The organism is Novosphingobium sp. 9 (assembly GCF_025340265.1).
Classification (GTDB): domain Bacteria; phylum Pseudomonadota; class Alphaproteobacteria; order Sphingomonadales; family Sphingomonadaceae; genus Novosphingobium.
Map to the genome: position 1 here is coordinate 978,807 of NZ_CP022708.1, position 17,207 is coordinate 996,013.

Annotated in this window: 11 protein-coding genes and 3 pseudogenes; 10 read left to right on the plus strand and 4 right to left on the minus strand. The window is 63.5% G+C overall.

Annotated elements, in window-relative coordinates; genetic code table 11:
• Nucleotides 1-104 precede the first annotated feature (104 nt).
• The 4 genes and pseudogenes from CI805_RS18980 (at nt 105) to CI805_RS18995 (ending at nt 3,501) form a co-directional block, all read left to right on the plus strand.
• Nucleotides 105-1,264, plus strand: a pseudogene (locus tag CI805_RS18980) (MFS transporter).
• Nucleotides 1,265-1,502: 238 nt separating this feature from the next.
• The gene (locus CI805_RS18985; protein WP_260928252.1) at nt 1,503-1,883 is read left to right on the plus strand and encodes a DUF1826 domain-containing protein; all 381 of its coding nucleotides are present in this window, start codon (nt 1,503-1,505) and stop codon (nt 1,881-1,883) included.
• A gap of 31 nt (nt 1,884-1,914) precedes the next feature.
• On the plus strand, nt 1,915-2,178 hold the full coding sequence (locus CI805_RS18990; protein ID WP_313958561.1) for a GTP-binding protein: 264 nt from the start codon (nt 1,915-1,917) through the stop codon (nt 2,176-2,178).
• 105 nt (nt 2,179-2,283) lie between these two features.
• Nucleotides 2,284-3,501, plus strand: coding sequence for a phospholipase D-like domain-containing protein (locus CI805_RS18995; protein ID WP_260928253.1), 1,218 nt, complete (start codon nt 2,284-2,286; stop codon nt 3,499-3,501).
• Nucleotides 3,502-3,556: 55 nt separating this feature from the next.
• Here CI805_RS18995 and CI805_RS19000 read toward each other — a convergent pair whose 3' ends face one another.
• Both CI805_RS19000 and CI805_RS19005 read right to left on the minus strand, forming a co-directional pair.
• On the minus strand, nt 3,557-5,338 hold the full coding sequence (locus CI805_RS19000; protein ID WP_260929721.1) for a M14 family metallopeptidase: 1,782 nt from the start codon (nt 5,336-5,338) through the stop codon (nt 3,557-3,559).
• Nucleotides 5,339-5,360: 22 nt separating this feature from the next.
• A pseudogene (locus CI805_RS19005) lies at nt 5,361-7,518 on the minus strand (TonB-dependent siderophore receptor).
• A 473-nt stretch (nt 7,519-7,991) separates the two neighbouring features.
• Between CI805_RS19005 and CI805_RS19010 the strand changes: the two are divergent.
• From CI805_RS19010 to CI805_RS19020, 3 genes and pseudogenes are all read left to right on the plus strand, one after another.
• The gene (locus tag CI805_RS19010; RefSeq protein ID WP_260928254.1) at nt 7,992-9,989 is read left to right on the plus strand and encodes a TonB-dependent receptor; all 1,998 of its coding nucleotides are present in this window, start codon (nt 7,992-7,994) and stop codon (nt 9,987-9,989) included.
• A 448-nt stretch (nt 9,990-10,437) separates the two neighbouring features.
• Nucleotides 10,438-10,604: pseudogene (locus CI805_RS21235) on the plus strand (transposase zinc-binding domain-containing protein); the annotation flags it as partial.
• Nucleotides 10,605-11,279: 675 nt separating this feature from the next.
• Nucleotides 11,280-11,501, plus strand: a complete 222-nt coding sequence (locus CI805_RS19020) for a hypothetical protein (RefSeq protein WP_260928255.1) — start codon at nt 11,280-11,282, stop codon at nt 11,499-11,501.
• 419 nt (nt 11,502-11,920) lie between these two features.
• On the opposite strand, the gene CI805_RS19030 is transcribed toward CI805_RS19020, so the two are convergent.
• Nucleotides 11,921-12,706, minus strand: coding sequence for an IclR family transcriptional regulator C-terminal domain-containing protein (locus CI805_RS19030; RefSeq protein ID WP_260928256.1), 786 nt, complete (start codon nt 12,704-12,706; stop codon nt 11,921-11,923).
• Between the two features lie 115 nt (nt 12,707-12,821).
• Between CI805_RS19030 and CI805_RS19035 the strand changes: the two genes are divergently transcribed.
• From CI805_RS19035 to pcaF, 3 genes are read left to right on the plus strand one after another with little or no spacing between them, the layout of a single operon-like run.
• Nucleotides 12,822-13,517, plus strand: coding sequence for a 3-oxoacid CoA-transferase subunit A (locus CI805_RS19035; protein WP_260928257.1), 696 nt, complete (start codon nt 12,822-12,824; stop codon nt 13,515-13,517).
• Nucleotides 13,518-13,531: 14 nt separating this feature from the next.
• Nucleotides 13,532-14,188, plus strand: coding sequence for a 3-oxoacid CoA-transferase subunit B (locus tag CI805_RS19040; protein ID WP_260928258.1), 657 nt, complete (start codon nt 13,532-13,534; stop codon nt 14,186-14,188).
• A gap of 14 nt (nt 14,189-14,202) precedes the next feature.
• Complete coding sequence (gene pcaF / locus CI805_RS19045) at nt 14,203-15,411, plus strand: 3-oxoadipyl-CoA thiolase (protein WP_260928259.1); 1,209 nt, start codon at nt 14,203-14,205, stop codon at nt 15,409-15,411.
• Between the two features lie 157 nt (nt 15,412-15,568).
• Here pcaF and CI805_RS19050 read toward each other — a convergent pair whose 3' ends face one another.
• Nucleotides 15,569-17,167, minus strand: coding sequence for a GMC family oxidoreductase (locus tag CI805_RS19050; RefSeq protein WP_260928260.1), 1,599 nt, complete (start codon nt 17,165-17,167; stop codon nt 15,569-15,571).
• Between the last annotated feature and the right edge of the window lie 40 nt (nt 17,168-17,207).

Sequence of the window (17,207 nt, forward strand, 5' to 3'; positions counted from 1 at the left end):
CCAGCCTTGTCTCGCCACGCGTTCACATCGCCCTGATCGTCGCTGTCACCTTCCTGGCGCTGCTGGTGTCGGCGGGGCTGCGCGCCACACCCGGCGTCCTGATGATGCCGTTGCAACTCGACTTCGGATGGGACCGGGCGACGATCTCGTTCGCGGCTGCGGTCGGCATATTCCTCTATGGCCTCGTCGGCCCGTTCGCGGCGGCACTGATGATGTCATTCGGCATCCGCCGCACGATTCTAGCCGGCCTGATGCTCATGGCCGTATCGACCTTCGCCAGCCTGTGGATGCAACTGCCATGGCAATATGTGCTGAGCTGGGGCGTGGTCTCCGGCATTGGCAGCGGCGCGGTTGCATCCGTGCTCGGCGCGGCCGTCGTCAATCGCTGGTTTGCCACCCGGCAGGGGCTTATCATGGGTCTGCTCAGCGCCAGCACGGCAACGGGATCGCTGATCTTCCTGCCCTTTCTGGCGTGGCTGTCCAGCCAGGGGCATGGCGGCCGGTTGTCATGGCCGTGAGCCTGGCCTGCCTGATCCTTGTACCCATCGTCTGGCTGGTGGTGCCCGAGCATCCCGGCGACATCGGCACTCGCCGGTTCGGGGAGAGCGCCGACAGTGCTCCTGCGGCACCGACGAAGCAGGCGCGCACGGCTGGACTTGCGATCAGCGTGCTGCTCCGTGCCGCAAAACGTCCCGTCTTCTGGCTACTGTTCGGGACCTTCTTCGTCTGCGGCCTGACGACCAACGGCCTTGTCGGCACCCATATGATCGCCTTTTGCGGAGACCATGGCATCGCCCCCGTGGCAGCGGCAGGCCTGCTCTCGACGATGGGCTTCTTCGACCTGTTCGGCACCACCGCGTCGGGTTGGCTGACCGACCGCTACAATCCGCGTGTGCTGCTGATCGTCTATTACGGCCTGCGCGGACTATCGCTGATGGCTCTGCCCTTCCTGAGCTTCGACACCCTCAGCCTGGGTGTTTTTGCAGTTTTCTACGGGCTCGATTGGATCGCCACCGTACCACCGACGGTGAAGCTGGCGAACGAGGCTTTCGGCGAGGCCGAGGCGCCGATCGTCTTTGGCTGGATACAGACCGGCCATCAGCTCGGCGCCGCTTCCGCAGCCTTCGGTGCCGGGGTGATCCGCGAGCACAGCGGCTCCTATATGCCCGCGTTCCTGGCCGCGGGCACCATGGGCGTCATCGCCGCCGGAGTGCTTCTCCTGACCCTGAAGCAGGCCCGGACGACCAAGCTGCAGCCGGCCTGACCCCGGCTCCGTGTTTGAAGGAGAAGAGCGTTGCGCATTCTGATCGTGGGAGCCGGTGCCGTTGGCGGCTATTCCGGTGGTCTCTGATCAACGGCCTGTGGCTTCCTAAAGACGTCACGATCACCTTGCCCGGAATGGAAGAAGAATGTCGCTCTGGTGACGCCCATATTATCGGGCTTGCAGTCGATCTGGATCGCTATGCCTGCCTGCTGCCGGCCGATACTTTCACACTCGAGGAATGGCGCAGCCTGCACGCCCCCGTCCGGTGCATCTCGACTGGCTTTATGGCCTGTCTTTCGACACGATCGACGATCTCGATTTTCCGGTGGCCGTTGCCGGTCTTAAGCCCGAAGTGGCCGAAGGACTGATCGAGGCGGGCTGTCCGCTGGGCGAGGATACGTCCCGTCCAGACGGCAAGACCGTCGCGCTAGCCCGAAACTTTGCGCGGATCGTGGGCTGCGCTCGCCTGAAACTGCGCCTTGAAGTAGTCGAGACCGACGCCGGCCGCAAGTTCCACACCGATGCCATGACCGCGCGCTCGATCTCCACGCTGTGCGGATCGGTGACCGACTGTATCGAGGCGACAGCGCCGGCATCGACGAGAAGCGCCTGCTTCTAGTGCTGGCCCCGCTTTTCGACGGGCAGCCTTCATGAGCCAGTTCCTCACCGGCCCGCAGTCGCTGATCCTGGTTATGGTACTCGACCAGTTTCTGGGCAGCGGCAAGACGACGCTTTTCAATCACGTCGTCCACTCCGCCGACATGAGCCGTGCGCTGGTGATCATCAACGAGTTCGGGGCCGTCAACCTCGACCACGACCTGATCGACCGATCCAACGAGAATCTGGTGGTGGCAAAGATGGGCAGATGCCTGTGCTTCACGATCCGCGGCGACGTGCTCGCCACCCTGTGCTAGGCAGCCCGGCCCCTTATACGGGATGTTACAACATTACGTTGATTCCCTGCAATTGAGCGGATATCTCCGCGCGAGATACGTCCAGTCGCACGCAAGCCCTCGGAGATGAACGAAATGATCGCGTTGATGGCCCTGTTCGCTGCCCAGACGGCAGTTCCGGCAACAAGCCCCGCCGCGGGATATCAGATCGTCCACAATGCACCGCTCGAAACGACATTGACGACGCCCGACCTGCCTCAGGCCGGTGCGGTCTGGTGCGCTATGCTCAACACTGCGCGCAAGAGTGCCGACTTCGAACAGTTCTATGTCGCGAACAAGCCCGGCAGCCAGCTCGACAAGGTCATCGGCTGCATGGAAGCGGCTGCCAAACGCGGTGTGAAGATCCGCTTCCTGATGGAAGCGCAGGGCGTGAAGATTTCCGACGCGCCGACAATGGAACGGCTCCGCGCGATCCCCGGCCTCGAACTGCGGATACTCACGTTCGCGCAGTTGGGCGGCAGCGGCATCATCCATGCCAAGTTCTTCGTGATCGACGGCAAGAGCGCTTATGTCGGCAGCCAGAACTTCGACTGGCGCTCGCTCGAACATATCGACGAAACCGGCGTCAAGATCGAAGATCCGCATGCCGTGGGCCAACTGGCGGCGATCTTCGCGCACGACTGGGCGGCGCAGGCCACGCTGGCGGCGGGCAGCCATGTCGCCCCCACCAATACCGCCGAGGTCATGGCGGATGACAGTGGCCCGGCGACCCTCGTTGCCAGCCCCAACGCCTTCAATCCCGCCGGCGTCGGAGATTCGCAGGCGGAACTGGTCAAGCTCCTTGCGCAGGCCGAACACGATGTGCGCATCACCGTGATGGAATATGCCCCGCTCGATCAGCAGCACCGCTATTACGGCGTGATCGACAATGCGATCCGCGAGGCCGCCGCGCGCGGCGTGACCGTGAAACTGCTGGTCGCCGACTGGGACCTGACCCCGCTCAAGACGCCATGGCTGCGCAGTCTGGCCGCCGTGCCCAATGTCGAAATCCGCGTCGCAACGATCCCCGAAGCCTCCTCCGGCCCGATCCCCTACGCGCGGGTCGTCCATACCAAGACGATGACGATCGACGGCAAGGTCGCCTGGATCGGCACCAGCAACTGGGAGGGCGGATACCTCGACAATTCGCGCAATGTCGAACTGGTGTTCCGCAATGCCGCAATGGCCGCAAGCGTCGGGCAGATGCAGGAAAGCCTGTGGAACTCGGCCTATGCGGTCTCGCTGGAGACCGCTATCGCGCGACGCGAGAGCGCAAAGCGGCCGAATTCTTCAGGTAACGAATGACGGAAGATCAAATGCCGTCTGCCATCGGGAGCACGCGCCCAGAAATGTTCTGCCGTCAGATTTCCCGCTGAACCGGGTAGATCCCGCTGAACGGGTCCGGCGGCAAAAGCCGCTCGACGAGCCATGACATTCGCGCATCAGGGTCGGCGGCAAAGGCAGGCTCGGCGGCCAGCTTGCGTTCGAAGACGGTGCGCACATGGTCCTGTGTCGCCAGCAGGCGCTCCAGAACCGGCGCCATCACGAAATCCTCGGTGCCCGCAGGGGACGCGAGGACTTCGGGGAACAGCCCCCAGGCCAGGAAACTGTCCTGGCTTTCCGGCTCCAGCAGCGCTGCCGCCAGAAGGCCGAGCGGCTGATCCGATGACACCCGGATCGTTCCTGCCGGGATCGCGGCAAGGCCCGTGCCGTGCTCGAAGCGCGCCTCCACGGGAATGCGACCGTCATGCGCCTTTGCCAGCTTCACATCGCGAAGCCGCACCGTGTCCACGATCTGCCTGCGCGGTGCCTCCAAGGTCTCCAGCACGATGCCGTGCGCCCGCAGCTTCCCGATCACCTCGACATGGGCCGCCGGGATCAGCCAGGCTCTGGGCAGGCGGACAGTCTCGACCGGGTTCTGTCCGATGATCGGGATGCGCATCGTGACCGGCCGCCCGGTCCAGCGCTGTTCCATGCGTCCTGTGGCGGGCGAGAGATAGGTCTCGAACGCCACGCCCTTGAACGCTTCCACCCAGCCGATCGGCTCTTTTGCCGGAGCCCACCGTGTGAGCAGTTCCGCCGGGCGACTGGCACGATCGGTCGCCTTGGCCACGGCGATCCGCCCGGCATCCTGCGCCGCCAGCTTCAGGGCCGCCTCCAGCAGCACATAGGTCCCGAGCACGCGCTGGCGATAGGGTTTGAGCATGTGGTTTTCGACCAGTACGGTCGGCACCCCGATGAAATCCCCGTATCCGGTCGAATACCGCGGCCCTTCGGGACTGTAGCGGATACCCTTTTGCGGCGCGCGGGTATCGATCGGGCTGGGATACAGGATCGGCTGATGACCCGCTTTCTTGAGCGCGGCCTTCACGCCCGGCCCAAAACGCTCCTCAAGCCAGAGCGCCGTCGCGCGATGGCGCGCATACCGGTCCCAACCCGCATACGTATAGGTCACATCGTACTGCATATCGAAACCGCCGCTGACGTGGCAATCGATATAGAGCACCGGATCGAGCCGCTGCAGCAGCGCCACCATCCCGCGAACCTCAGGCGTATCGAGCTTGGCATAGTCCCGGTTCAGATTGATATCGCGGGCATTTCCCTCGGTGCCCTTGGCCTCGGGACCACGGACATGCAGGAAATTCCAGGCACTCGCGCGCGCATGCCCATCGACGTTGAGAACCGGCACGAAGACGAGATCGACCTTGTCGAGCAGACTGTCCTTGCCGCGAAGCGCGATATCACGCAGTAGCATCAGCCCGGCGTCCTTGCCGTCGATCTCGCCGGAATGGATGCCCGCCTGCACCAGCAAGACCGGCTTGTTACCACTCGCACCCTTGCTGGCGCGGACCATCAGCAGATCGCGCCCTTCGCCGCTTTTGCCGAAGGTTTCGAGAGTGATGAGCGAAGACGCGCCGGCCAGTCGCTCCAGCCAGCCCCGCATCTCATCGTACCCCGGCGTGGTGCGGAATGCCGATGCTTCGGCAGGGGTGATCCACGGATCGGACGAAGGAACGATCAGGGCCTCGCTGGCGCCGGCCCACGGCAATGGAGGCGGCAGGACATCGGGCGGCAAGGTGGCCGCCGAAGCGCTCGTCGCGAACAGCAAGGGGAAGACAAGGGCGGAAAGCGATTTCAGCATGATACGGTCTCGCATCGGAACCTCAGAACCGGGCACGCAAACCGATGGTGCCGGTGCGCGGAGCACCCGGCTGCACCCAGAGCGGCGAGTAGCTGTTGGCATACCAGTGCGTGTCGAACAGGTTGGTGACGGACCCGAAGAGTTCGAGATGCTCCATCAGGTCCACTTTGCCGAACAGGCGGAACAGGGTGTGCGCGGGCAGCATGAAGTCGCTGCCCGTCTCGCCCGAACGCCTGCCCAGATATTGCATCCCCGCGCCCACCTGCACCTCGCGCGAACCGATCGCGATCGTCTTGACGGCCTGAATATTGAGGTTGTGCCGGGGAATATTGACGAGCGGATCGCCGGGCCGGATCTGGAAGGAAAAGTTGGGATCGAGCATGCTCGAACGCGCCTGCGCATCGACATAGGCGTAGCTTATCAGAAGGTCGATGCGCCCGGAAGCCGACCGTTGAGATCGAACTCTGCCCCCTGCTGCGCGCCTTGCCGATGGCCAGCGAATATCCCGGCGCATTGGGATCGGTGGCCAGCACGTTGGACTTCGTCAACTGGAAGACCGACAGCGTGCCGGTGAGCGCCCCGCCCAGCATCGTCAGCTTTGCACCGCCCTCGATCGATTCACTGGTTTCGGGGGCGAAGATCGCGCCATTCACATCGGTGCCGACATTGGCACGAAAGCCCTGCCCATAGGCTGCATACAGCGAAATCGCGCGGTCCAGCTTGTAGACCACGCCCGCCTGCGGGCTGAAGCGGCTGCGCACGCGGCGGCTGTCCACGCCGCTCAGGCGATTGTCGGTTTCCAGCGTCAGGCGGTCGTACCGGCCACCGAAGCGCACCTGCAGCCGCTCGCCGATCTCGATCTGGTCCTGCACATAGGCGCCGACCGCATGCTGGCGATCCACCCGGTCGGTCATGACACTGGTTTGCGGCAGCGAGAAACGACCATAGACCGGATCGAGGATGTCGATCACATTGCCCTGCTGCGCGCTTGGGTTCGAGGCCAGCGTGGGGGGGCGATAGCGGGTGAACACCTGATCGTAGGTAAAGGCATCATAGTCGGCGCCGATCAGCATCCGGTGCCGCAAGGCCCCGGTGTCGAACGCGCCGGCCAGTTCGGCGCGGAGCACCTTGTGGCTGGCATCGTAGCGACGCGAACGGCGCTGGCGCGACAGCGAGCGGCCGTCGACGTAAAGCGACTGGCGCGAGGCGACGGTCTCGGCATCGGACGAGAACCCGGTAAGCAGCGTATCGCGCAAGCTGCCGCCAACCAGCAGGCTCCAGCGCGCGTTGAAGGCATGATCCAGACGCAACTGGTGCCCTGTGGCGCGCGCCACGGTATCGCCGTCTCCCGGCTCGCCGAGGAAGCGGGAGCGCGGCACGGTGTCGAAGTTTCCATCCAGCACGACGATACCGCGATCGAAGGGCACCGCGACGCGGGTCTTCTCCAGATCGTAGGTCAGGCGCGTATCGGGGCCGAGCGCCAGACCGACGGAAGGCAGGAATCCCCAGCGCGACTGATGGACCTGATCGCGGAAAGTATCCCCATCCTCGGCATATCCGATCAGGCGCACGGTCAGCCCGCGGCTCAACGCAAGATTGACATCGGCCTCGCCACGCACCCGGTTCCAGCTGCCGTACTGCACGGCAGCGGAACCGAAGCTGCGCCCCAGCTGCGCCTGTTTGGTCACAAGGTTGATGGTGCCGCCCGGCTCACCGCGACCGATCAGCGCAGCGGCAGGGCCTTTGAGCACGTCCACCCGCTCGATCCCCGCCGTATCGCGCTGCCCTCCGAACCCGCGTCCGCCATTGAAGCCGTTGACCAGATAGCCACTGGGCATATTCTCGTCACCGGCAAAACCCCGGATCGCAAAGGAATCCCAAAGCCCGCCCAGCGTATTCTGGCGGACCACCGAGGCATTGAGATCGAGCGCATCGGTCAGGCGCTGAATACCGTTCTGTTCGAGCGTTTCGGCAGATATCTCGGCAATCGCCTGCGGGATCTCGGATACCGCGAAGTTCCCGCGATAGGCCTGCCGCACCCCGGTGACAGTGATCGCGTCCCGCCGCTCCCCTTCTTCGATAGCAGCGTCCTCTTCTGCCATCGCAGGCAGCGGCAGCAGAACCAACGCCAGCGGCAGAGATCCGGCCAGCAGCCAGTTGCGTTTGCATTCGTACATCATCGCGCCCCGCATCGTATCCTGGGTGGGCCGGCGCCCTCCCCTGTCGGCGCGCGCTCTGTCAGGAGGGCATAAACGGGTCAATGATATGTTGTATCATTTCATGATTTGTAGCCAATATGTCACGCAGAGCGCCACGCCGTCACCATTCGGCAATCAAATAGACATGAAACATCGTCGCAATCGGCCACGCTGAGAGACATGTGCCCCTGCCACCAGGACGGCATATTCTCCAGAACGCCCAACAGCGCCCTGTAAAACATTTCGTTCGCTCTCCAACAAAGCTGATGTGCAATACACCTCCATGGTGCGCAAATTGCGCTTCCTTCGCATTGGGCGCTGGCACCAATGCTTGAGGGGGCTTGCAATAAATGCTGCGCCAACGGGGAGCCGCTGAGGGGTGATCCTTGAGCTGCAATGGGGTGGATCTAATGAAATTGACGTGTTCGCGTGCCGTGGTTCTGCCGGTGTTTCTAATGCTTCCCACATGCGCGCACGCCCAGGAGAACAAGATCGACAGCGACACCCCATCGAACGGGACCGCCATCGTCGTCTACGGCAGGGCTCTGCCGCAAATCGGGGTGGCCACGTCCGGATCGCAAGGCGTCGTCGGTTACGAAGATTTCGAGAACCGCCCGCTCGCCCGCGTCGGCGAACTCGTCGAGAACGTGCCGGGGGTGATCGCGACCCAGCATTCCGGAACCGGAAAAGCCAACCAGTATTTCCTGCGCGGCTTCAATCTCGATCATGGAACGGACTTCGCGGGGTTTGTCGATGGTGTCCCGGTCAACATGCGCAGCCATGGCCATGGTCAGGGATACATGGACCTTAACTTCCTGATCCCCGAACTGGTCGAGCGGATCGATTATCGCAAAGGCCCCTATTTTTCCGAGGTCGGCGATTTCTCCGCCGCTGGAACAGTTGCCTTCAAGACCAGAAGCACACTTGCGCCCGTGGCGCAGATGACTGTCGGCAGCTACGGTTACTATCGCGCGCTTGTCGCCGGCAGCTTCAAGGCCGGCGACAAGGACATCCTGCTCGCGATCGACGGCACGCGCAACAACGGCCCCTGGACGCTCAACGAGGACCTGCACAAGCTCAATGCCTTTGCGAAAGTGTCCGGCACCGACTGGAGCCTTTCGCTCAGTGCCTACCATGCTGACTGGAACGCGACCGACCAGGTGCCAGAGCGGGCAATCTCCAGCGGCGAGATCAGTCGCTACGGCAACATCGATCCCTATCTTGGCGGACACACAACCCGCGTTGGCCTGACGTTCAATGCGTCGGCTTCAGATACGGACTGGACCGCCTACGCGACGTATTACGATTTCGGTCTTACCTCGAATTTCACATATTATCTCGAAGACCCAGTCAACGGAGACGAATTCCAGCAGGCGGACCGGCGCGGCGTATTCGGTGGCTCTGTTCGCCACCATATCGATACCGCGCTTGCCGGCCTGCCCGTGACCGTAACGCTGGGGGCCGAAACCCGCTACGACATGATCGGCAAGGTCGGCCTCTATCATAGCGTCGATGGTGTGCGCACCGGCACAGTCCGTCAGGACAGCGTCGATGAGTACAGCGGCGCAGCCTTTGCCGAGGCCCAGATCGCGCTGACGGATCGCCTGCGCCTGACCACGGGACTTCGAGGCGATCTTCTGGGGTACGATGTACGCTCCGATCTCGCCGTCAACTCGGGGCATGGCTGGTCGGCGATGCTGGCCCCTAAGGCGCGGCTGGCGTGGCGCGTTGCCCGTTCGCTCGAACTCTATGCCGATTATGGCGAAAGCTATCACAGCAACGATGTGCGCGGATCGACGATCACGGTCGATCCCTCGACCGGCGACCCTGCCGAAAAGGTGCCCGCGCTTGTCCGCGCGCGTGGCGCGGAACTGGGGGCCCGTGTCGAGACAGGCCACTTTACAGCCTCCCTCGTCGGGTTCTATCTCACGCTGGGGTCGGAGCTTGTCTATACCGGCGATGGCGGCACGACCGAGCCCAACGCCGCATCCCGAAGGTATGGCACCGAGGCAAGCCTGTTCTGGAGACCGGCGCCCTGGCTGACTTTGGACGCCTCCGGCGCGCTCACCCACGCCCGGTTTACCGGAGTCGATGCCAGCGCGCGTTACATCCCCAACTCGGTCAGCCAAGTGCTGAGTGCCGGGGCCTCCTTCGAGCTTCCCGAAGCCATTTCCGCAACGCTGCGATTACGCCACTTCGGCTCCGCCCCGCTGATCGAGGATAACTCCAGACGGTCCGATCCCACCACGCTGGTGAACCTTGGCCTCTATCGCACATTCGGACGCGGCAGGATCGGTCTGGATGTCCTGAACCTGTTCAACGCGCGGGACTCCGATATCACCTATTATTACACCTCGCGCCTACAGGGCGAAGCGACAGATGGCGTGGACGACTATCATATCCATCCGGTGGAACCGCGTGAAGTCAGAGTGTCCTGGCAATACAATTTCTAGCATTGGTTCAAATCATAAACATAAATGTGTTTTTAGCGCCAACAAGAAACGGTGACAATTCGAGCCTTCCTAGCGATATCATGGATGAGGTTAGACAGTCATCGATGAGCAGTAGCTAAAGATATGATCTGGCGCCCCACTTCAGTTACAAGTTACACAATCGACTGGAGCGGGCGCGTAAAGGTGTTTCCGAGGTTCCCCACCTCAAGATCGACGCTATCGACAGCACGCGCATGCTTGATCCGCGTCGAACAGGGCAAGCCTGTCCCAGACCTACCGAAGGTGGCTACAAGGATCGTAACGCCATACTCTTCCCCAATTGCTTGAACTGCTGTGGATGTGGTGGCGCCAAGACAGGACAGGAAGCGCGATCCAATCTCGGCCCGGCAGTTGCACCACACGGTCCAGGTAGCGGCCGAAGTCGATATCCGCGTGATCCAAGTCTTGCTCAGCCGGGCCGACCTCTCAGGCGAGCAATGCCGGGGACTTGAGCCTCGCCAACCCAAGGTCATGTTCGCGATCAAAACCTGCCAAGGCTTCGTACACTGGCGGGTCTCTTACAATTCCTGCCGCAACCGGCATTGCCCCAAATGCCAGGCGGTCGCTGCGCGCTCCTGCGCTGAACACTCTCCATACGCAGGCAAGCTAGCATTTTCGGATCCATAGCCGCTCTGGCCGATCATCGAGCCTACCAGCGCCACCTCGCGCGACAAGGACTATCGCCGCGCTACCCCGGAGGGTAGCGTGTCATAACGCTCGCTGTCGACGAGTTCATCCGATACCTGTGCATCATGCCCTTACTGCGGCGGGCGCATGATCCTCATCGGACCTTCGCACGCTGGAGCCAGCCACGCGCACCACCCAAGCCGATTCCGCCAATCCAGGAACTCGCGCATGATCCCTCATGATCCGCCTGTCGGCTTGGCCTCGCATATCATGCGGTGGTCAGCGGGCCAGCTTGTCCCCGATGACTGCGGCACCTGCCACCTCAGAGCTCAACCTATCTGACCCGCAGGGTCCTGTATGAGAGGATTTCGCACACAAGTATCTAGAAATCTTTATTTTCCTCGATTAATGCCCAGCTTTTCGATCCGCATGCCCATGGCTTGCCATCAAGGGCTATGAGCTTCCCCGCCATCAGGCCTGACTGGAGCAAGCTCCCTATACTCTTGATGGCGCCGATATTAGAACATAATAAGAACATATGCGAATCATCGATGCTCTTCCTGCGTTTGCGCCCCCGGACAAGGGGGCCCTTGGGCAAGCAACATCGCTTCGCTGGACGAGGTTTTGGGGGGCGGGCTCGGCTATGGACAGGTTCACGAGATCTACGCAGCCGAGCCGGACGATGCCAGCTCGACTGCGGGCTTTGCGATGGCCACCGCCATGGGCATGTGCGCGCGAGCGGACCGCCCGAAACAGACGGTGCTCTGGCTGCGGGAGCGGCGCTGGTGCAAGTCTGCGGGCATTCTGCAGGCCAATGGCTGGGCCGAACTGGGCGGTGCACCCTAGACGATCACGCGCAGGTCACGGCAGCGCCTTCTGCATCCGGCGACGAAGTCCATCGCCCGCAAGCCCCTCGCGAACTGCGCAAGCACCCTCGCGATGTCCGCATCGTCCCGAAATCGCGGGATTTCCATTGAGGCCGGAGAAAGGCTGCATGGCAGTGAATAGCAGCCGCAGGAATCTTGGCTCCTCGCACCGGCAAAGAACCAAATATTCTCAGATTTCTGTGCCCTCCGCCCACGTGAAAGCGTCCTCAACGTCCAAGCCGAGGCACCTGACCATGCTTTTGATCTTCGTGTGCCCCGGCAAAACGACACCGCCACCTGCAAGCACAGCAACCGGATCGAGCGATACTCTGCTTTTCCGCCGCTTCGCTACACGCTACGATACGGCCGCGGTGAATGTCGATCCGGCCTAGGGGCTACTCATCCTGTAGGTCGCATCGCCGCCAGGTCGCGCGCCACGCGGCGCAGGGCGGGGAGGTATCGCGTTCGCAGGTCGGGAAGAGATACCCGATCCGCCTGTGTGCCGATATTGACCGCCGCGATCACCCGTCCGTCGACGATCACCGGCACGGCGATGGAGCGCAGCCCCTGCTCCAGCTCCTGATCGATGATGGCATACCCCTCCTCGGCCACGTCGCGCAGAATTTGCAGCAGTACCGAGGGCTCGGTGACGGTGCTGCCCGTGAGCGGCGCCAGATCGGTACGGCGAAGGTAGGCCTGCTGCGCGGGTCTATCGAGACCGGCCAACAGCACGCGCCCCATAGAGGTGCAGTAGAGCGGCAAACGGCTGCCGACCCGCAAGGCAATCGACATGATACGGGAAACCTCAGCGCGGGCGACGTAGTAGACCTCGTCCTCCTCGATCACGCCCAGCGAGCAGGATTCGTGAAGTTCGTCGCGAACCTCATCGAGCAGCGGCTGCGCCCGCATGGCCAGCGTGCTGGAGGAGAGATAGGCAAAGCCCAGCGCCAGTACCTTGGGGCGCAGCCCGTAAAGCGTGCCGTCCTGCACGGCATAGCCCAGCCGCACCAGCGTATGCAGGCAGCGCTTCACCGCCGGGCGGCTGAGCCCGGTCAACCGGCTCGCCTGTGCAATCGTCATCGGGCGCGACTGGTCGGCAAAGCAGCGCAGCACCGCGAGGCCGCGCGCCAGCGAGGTCATGAATTCGGGATCGCCCTGCGCGTCCAGTTGACCGAAATCCTGCATGCTCACTTCCTAATCAACCGATTACCGTACAGTATCACGTTTACCGGTTGACGCAAATGCTCTGGAAGCAGAGGCGGGAAGGCAAGCTGACAGGCAGCAATTTTTGGAGAGCCGGATGATCGACAAGGCAATCGACAGCGCAGAGGCGGCTGTCGCGGATATTTTCGACGGGGCTTCCGTCATGATCGGCGGGTTCGGCACGGCGGGAATGCCCGACGATCTGATCGAGGCGCTGATTGCGCGCGGGGTGGGCGACCTCACCATCATCAACAACAATGCGGGCAACGGCGAGAAAGGCGTGGCCGCGCTGATCAAGGCGGGGCGCGTGCGCAAGATCGTCTGCTCGTTCCCGCGCCAGTCGGACTCGCACCACTTCGATACCGCCTATCGTGCAGGGCAGATCGAGCTGGAACTGGTGCCGCAAGGCAATCTGGCCGCGCGGATTCAGGCGGCAGGTGCAGGGCTCGGCGCGATCTTCACGCCCACCGGCTACGGCACGCTGCTCGCGCAAGGCAAGGAAGTGCGCGAGATCGACGGCAGGCACTATGTGCTGGAGTACCCGATCACGGCCGACTTTGCGCTGATCAAAGCGCACAAGGGCGATCGCTGGGGCAACCTCGTGTTCCGCAAGACCGCCCGCAATTTCGGGCCGATCATGGCGATGGCCGCCAAGACCACCATCGCGCAGGTGTCCGAGATCGTGCCGCTGGGCGAACTCGACCCCGAAGTGGTCGTGACGCCGGGCATCTTCGTCCAGCGCGTGGTGCAGATCGCCCCGCTCGCCGCCGTTGCCGCCGCTGCGGCTGCCTGAGAGGAGAGAACGCCATGAACCGCTTGACCCGAGACCAGATCGCCGCCCGCGTCGCCAAGGACATTCCCGAGGGCGCCTACGTCAACCTTGGCATCGGCCTGCCCACCAAGGTTGCCAACTACCTTCCCGAAACCCGCGAAATCTTCCTCCAGAGCGAGAACGGCCTGCTCGGCATGGGACCGGCCCCGGCGCCCGGCGAAGAGGACTGGGAACTGATCAACGCCGGCAAGCAGCCGGTCACGCTGTTGGCGGGCGGATGCTATTTCCACCATGCCGACAGCTTTGCGATGATGCGCGGCGGCCACCTCGACATCTGTGTGCTGGGGGCCTTTCAGGTCTCGGTCCACGGCGATCTGGCTAACTGGCATACCGGCGAGCCGGATGCGATCCCCGCCGTGGGCGGGGCGATGGACCTTGCCATCGGCGCCAAGCAGACCTTCGTGATGATGGACCTGCTGACGCGGCAGGGCGAAAGCAAGCTGGTGGAGGCCTGCACCTATCCGCTCACCGGGCTTGGCTGCGTCTCGCGCGTCTATACCGACCTTGCCGTATTCAATCTGGGGCCCTCCGGCGCGCATGTGATCGAGATGGTCGAGGGCCTGACCATCGACGAACTGCGCCGGATTACGGGGCTTGCCCTTACATTCGACGCCGAAATCCAGCCCGCCTGAAAGGATAGCCAGCCATGACCGAAGCCTTTATCTGCGATGCTATCCGCACGCCTATCGGCCGCTACGCCGGTGGACTTTCCGCCATCCGCGCCGACGATCTGGGCGCCGTGCCGATGCGCGCGCTGCTTGCCCGCAACCCCGGCCTCGATCCCGCCGCAATCGAAGAGGTGTTCTACGGCTGTGCCAACCAGTCGGGCGAGGACAACCGCAACGTCGCCCGCATGAGCCTGCTGCTGGCGGGCCTGCCGCACACCGTGCCCGGCGTCACGCTCAATCGCCTGTGCGCCTCTGGCCTCGAAGCCGTGGGCGCCGCTGCCCGCGCGATCCGGGGCGGCGAAATGACGCTGGCGCTGGCGGGCGGCGTCGAAAGTATGACCCGTGCGCCTTTCGTGATGGGCAAGGCCGACAGCGCCTTTGGCCGTGCCCAGACGCTGGAGGACACGACGATGGGCTGGCGCTTCGTCAACCCGGCGCTCGATGCGCTGTACGGCACCGAGACGATGCCGCGCACCGGCGAGAACGTTGCCGAGGACTACGGCATCAGCCGCGCCGATCAGGACGCCTTCGCCCTGCGCAGCCAGCAGCGTGCCGAGGCTGCGCAAGGCAACGGCTTCTTCGCCGAGGAGATCGTGCCCGTCACGGTCCCCGGCAAAAAGCGCGGCGAGACTCTGGTGTTCGAGCGTGACGAACACCCCCGTGCGGGCACCACGATCGAGGCATTGCAGAAGCTCAAGCCATTGTTCGGCCCCGAAGGCACCGTCACGGCAGGCAATGCCTCGGGTATCAACGACGGCGCCGCCGCGATGATCGTCGCCAGCGAAGCGGCGGCCAAGGCCCATGGACTGACCCCGCGTGCGCGCATCCTTGGCATGGCCTCGGTCGGGGTCGAGCCGCGCGTCATGGGTATCGGTCCGCTGCCGGCAACGCTCAAGCTGATGGGAAAGCTCGGGCTGACCATCGGTGATTTCGACGCCATCGAACTGAACGAAGCCTTCGCCAGTCAAGGCCTTGCCGTCATGCGCGGGCTTGGCCTGCCTGACGATGCGCCGCATGTGAACGCCAATGGCGGCGCCATCGCGCTTGGTCATCCGCTGGGTATGTCGGGCGCGCGTCTTGCGCTGACGCTGGTCCATCAGCTGGAGAAGACCGGTGGCAAACGCGGCCTTGCCACGTTGTGCATCGGCGTCGGCATGGGCCTTGCCCTCGCGGTCGAACGGGTCTGACGGCACTCGTCATCTTCTGACAAACAAAAAGCCCTCTCGACGCACATGAACGTCGAGAGGGCTTTTTTATGTGTGGCGGCCTGCGAGGTGTGTTGGGAGAGAGGATCGCAGGCCGCCACGGTCTTGCGCGTGAAGGATCGGCGCAAGACCTGTCTGTTCAGGCGAAGTAGCTGGCGACCAGCATCTTGGCCGCATGGCGCGCCAGCGCTTGGGTCGGAGCATTGGTGTTGCCGCTGGTGATCTGCGGCATGATCGAAGCGTCGATCACATGCAGCCCTTCCACGCCGTGCACCTTCAGCTTCGCATCGACCACCGCCCCTTCATCGATGCCCATGCGGCAGGTGCCGACCGGGTGCCACATCGTCGTGGCGATATCCTTGACGAACTGGCCGATCTGCTCATCGGTCTGCTTGGCGGGGCCGGGGAGAACTTCCTCCTCGATCACTTCGGAAAGCGAGCGCTGGGCCATGACTTCGCGCACGGCCTTCACCGCCGCGATACCGACCTTGAGGTCGTATTCGTCGCCGATGAAGTTCGGGTCGATCAGCGGCATCGAGGTCGGATCGGCATCGGCAAGGCGCACCGAACCACGGCTGCGCGGTTGAAGAACGACTGTGGCGAACGTCACGCCCGAGCGCGAGCCGGTGGCGTTGAGGCCATCGGTGGCGATGATCGGTTCGTGGTAGCACTGAACGGTCGGCTCTTCGCTGTCGAGCTTGAGCGGGTCCCAGTAGGATACCGTCTCGATCCCGTTACCGGCGGCAGGCCCGTCGCGGGTGGTCAGATAACGCGCGCCTGCGACCAGCTTGCCGATCCCGTGCGCGGCGCTCTGGTAGCCCATCTTGCCCTTCACGTAGGCGGTGATCGGGATGATCGGGTGATCGTGCAGGTTCTCGCCCACGCCGGACAGTTCGACCCGCACCGGGATACCAAACTTTTCCAGCTGGTCGCGCGGCCCGATGCCCGAATGCATCAGGATCTTGGGGCTCTGCACCGCGCCTGCCGAGAGGATGACGAGACCTGCGGTAATGTCCTCCTCGCCCTGCTTGTGGCGAATGCGTGCGCCGACCGCGCGCTTGCCGTCCATCAGCACCGATGTCACCGTGCGCGAGGTGAGCAGCGTGACCCGGCCGCTCTTCACATGCGGGTGCAGATAGGCGACCGCCGCGCTGCAACGCTTGCCGTTGTGCGTGTTCGACTGGACCGGAGACACGCCATCCTGCCGTGCGCCGTTGTAGTCGGCATTGTAGCCAAGGCCGTATTCCTGAAAGGCCTTCATGCAGCGCTGGTTGAGTTCATTGATCCCGCGCGGCAGTTCGACCGAGAGCGGGCCGTCGATGCCGTGATGGGCATCGTGGAACGTATCGTTGTGCTCCTGCTCGATGAAGGTGCGCTGCATCGTCTCCCACGACCAGTCGCCGGTATCGCCGACGGCGGCCTGCCAGGCGTCGAAGTCCTGCTTCTGGCCGCGCACGTAGCACATGGCATTGATCGAGGTGCCGCCGCCCACGACCTTGCCCATGCGGTAGCGACGCTTGGCGCCATGCACCGGCACGGTGTCGTAAGCCCAGACATGACGGTCTGCGGCGAGGATGGCGGAATAGCCTGCGGGAATATGGATCATCGGGTCGCGATCGTTCGCCCCGGCTTCGACCACGGCGATGCTCGCGCGGGTGTGGCGGGCCAGATAGTCGGCGACCACACAGCCGGCAGCGCCGCTGCCGATGATGAGAACGTCGTAGGAATGATCAGGCATTCGGCTTCTCCGGATTTCAGGCTGCAGCGCGGCGGCTGTG

Coding starts and splice junctions, on each gene's coding strand:
- CI805_RS18985 (WP_260928252.1), top strand. CDS start 1,503: ATGGCGCAGCCTGCACGCCCCCGTCCGGTGCATCTCGACTGGCTTTAT.
- CI805_RS18990 (WP_313958561.1), top strand. CDS start 1,915: ATGAGCCAGTTCCTCACCGGCCCGCAGTCGCTGATCCTGGTTATGGTA.
- CI805_RS18995 (WP_260928253.1), top strand. CDS start 2,284: ATGAACGAAATGATCGCGTTGATGGCCCTGTTCGCTGCCCAGACGGCA.
- CI805_RS19000 (WP_260929721.1), bottom strand. CDS start 5,338: ATGCTGAAATCGCTTTCCGCCCTTGTCTTCCCCTTGCTGTTCGCGACG.
- CI805_RS19010 (WP_260928254.1), top strand. CDS start 7,992: ATGCTTCCCACATGCGCGCACGCCCAGGAGAACAAGATCGACAGCGAC.
- CI805_RS19030 (WP_260928256.1), bottom strand. CDS start 12,706: ATGCAGGATTTCGGTCAACTGGACGCGCAGGGCGATCCCGAATTCATG.
- CI805_RS19035 (WP_260928257.1), top strand. CDS start 12,822: ATGATCGACAAGGCAATCGACAGCGCAGAGGCGGCTGTCGCGGATATT.
- CI805_RS19040 (WP_260928258.1), top strand. CDS start 13,532: ATGAACCGCTTGACCCGAGACCAGATCGCCGCCCGCGTCGCCAAGGAC.
- pcaF (WP_260928259.1), top strand. CDS start 14,203: ATGACCGAAGCCTTTATCTGCGATGCTATCCGCACGCCTATCGGCCGC.
- CI805_RS19050 (WP_260928260.1), bottom strand. CDS start 17,167: ATGCCTGATCATTCCTACGACGTTCTCATCATCGGCAGCGGCGCTGCC.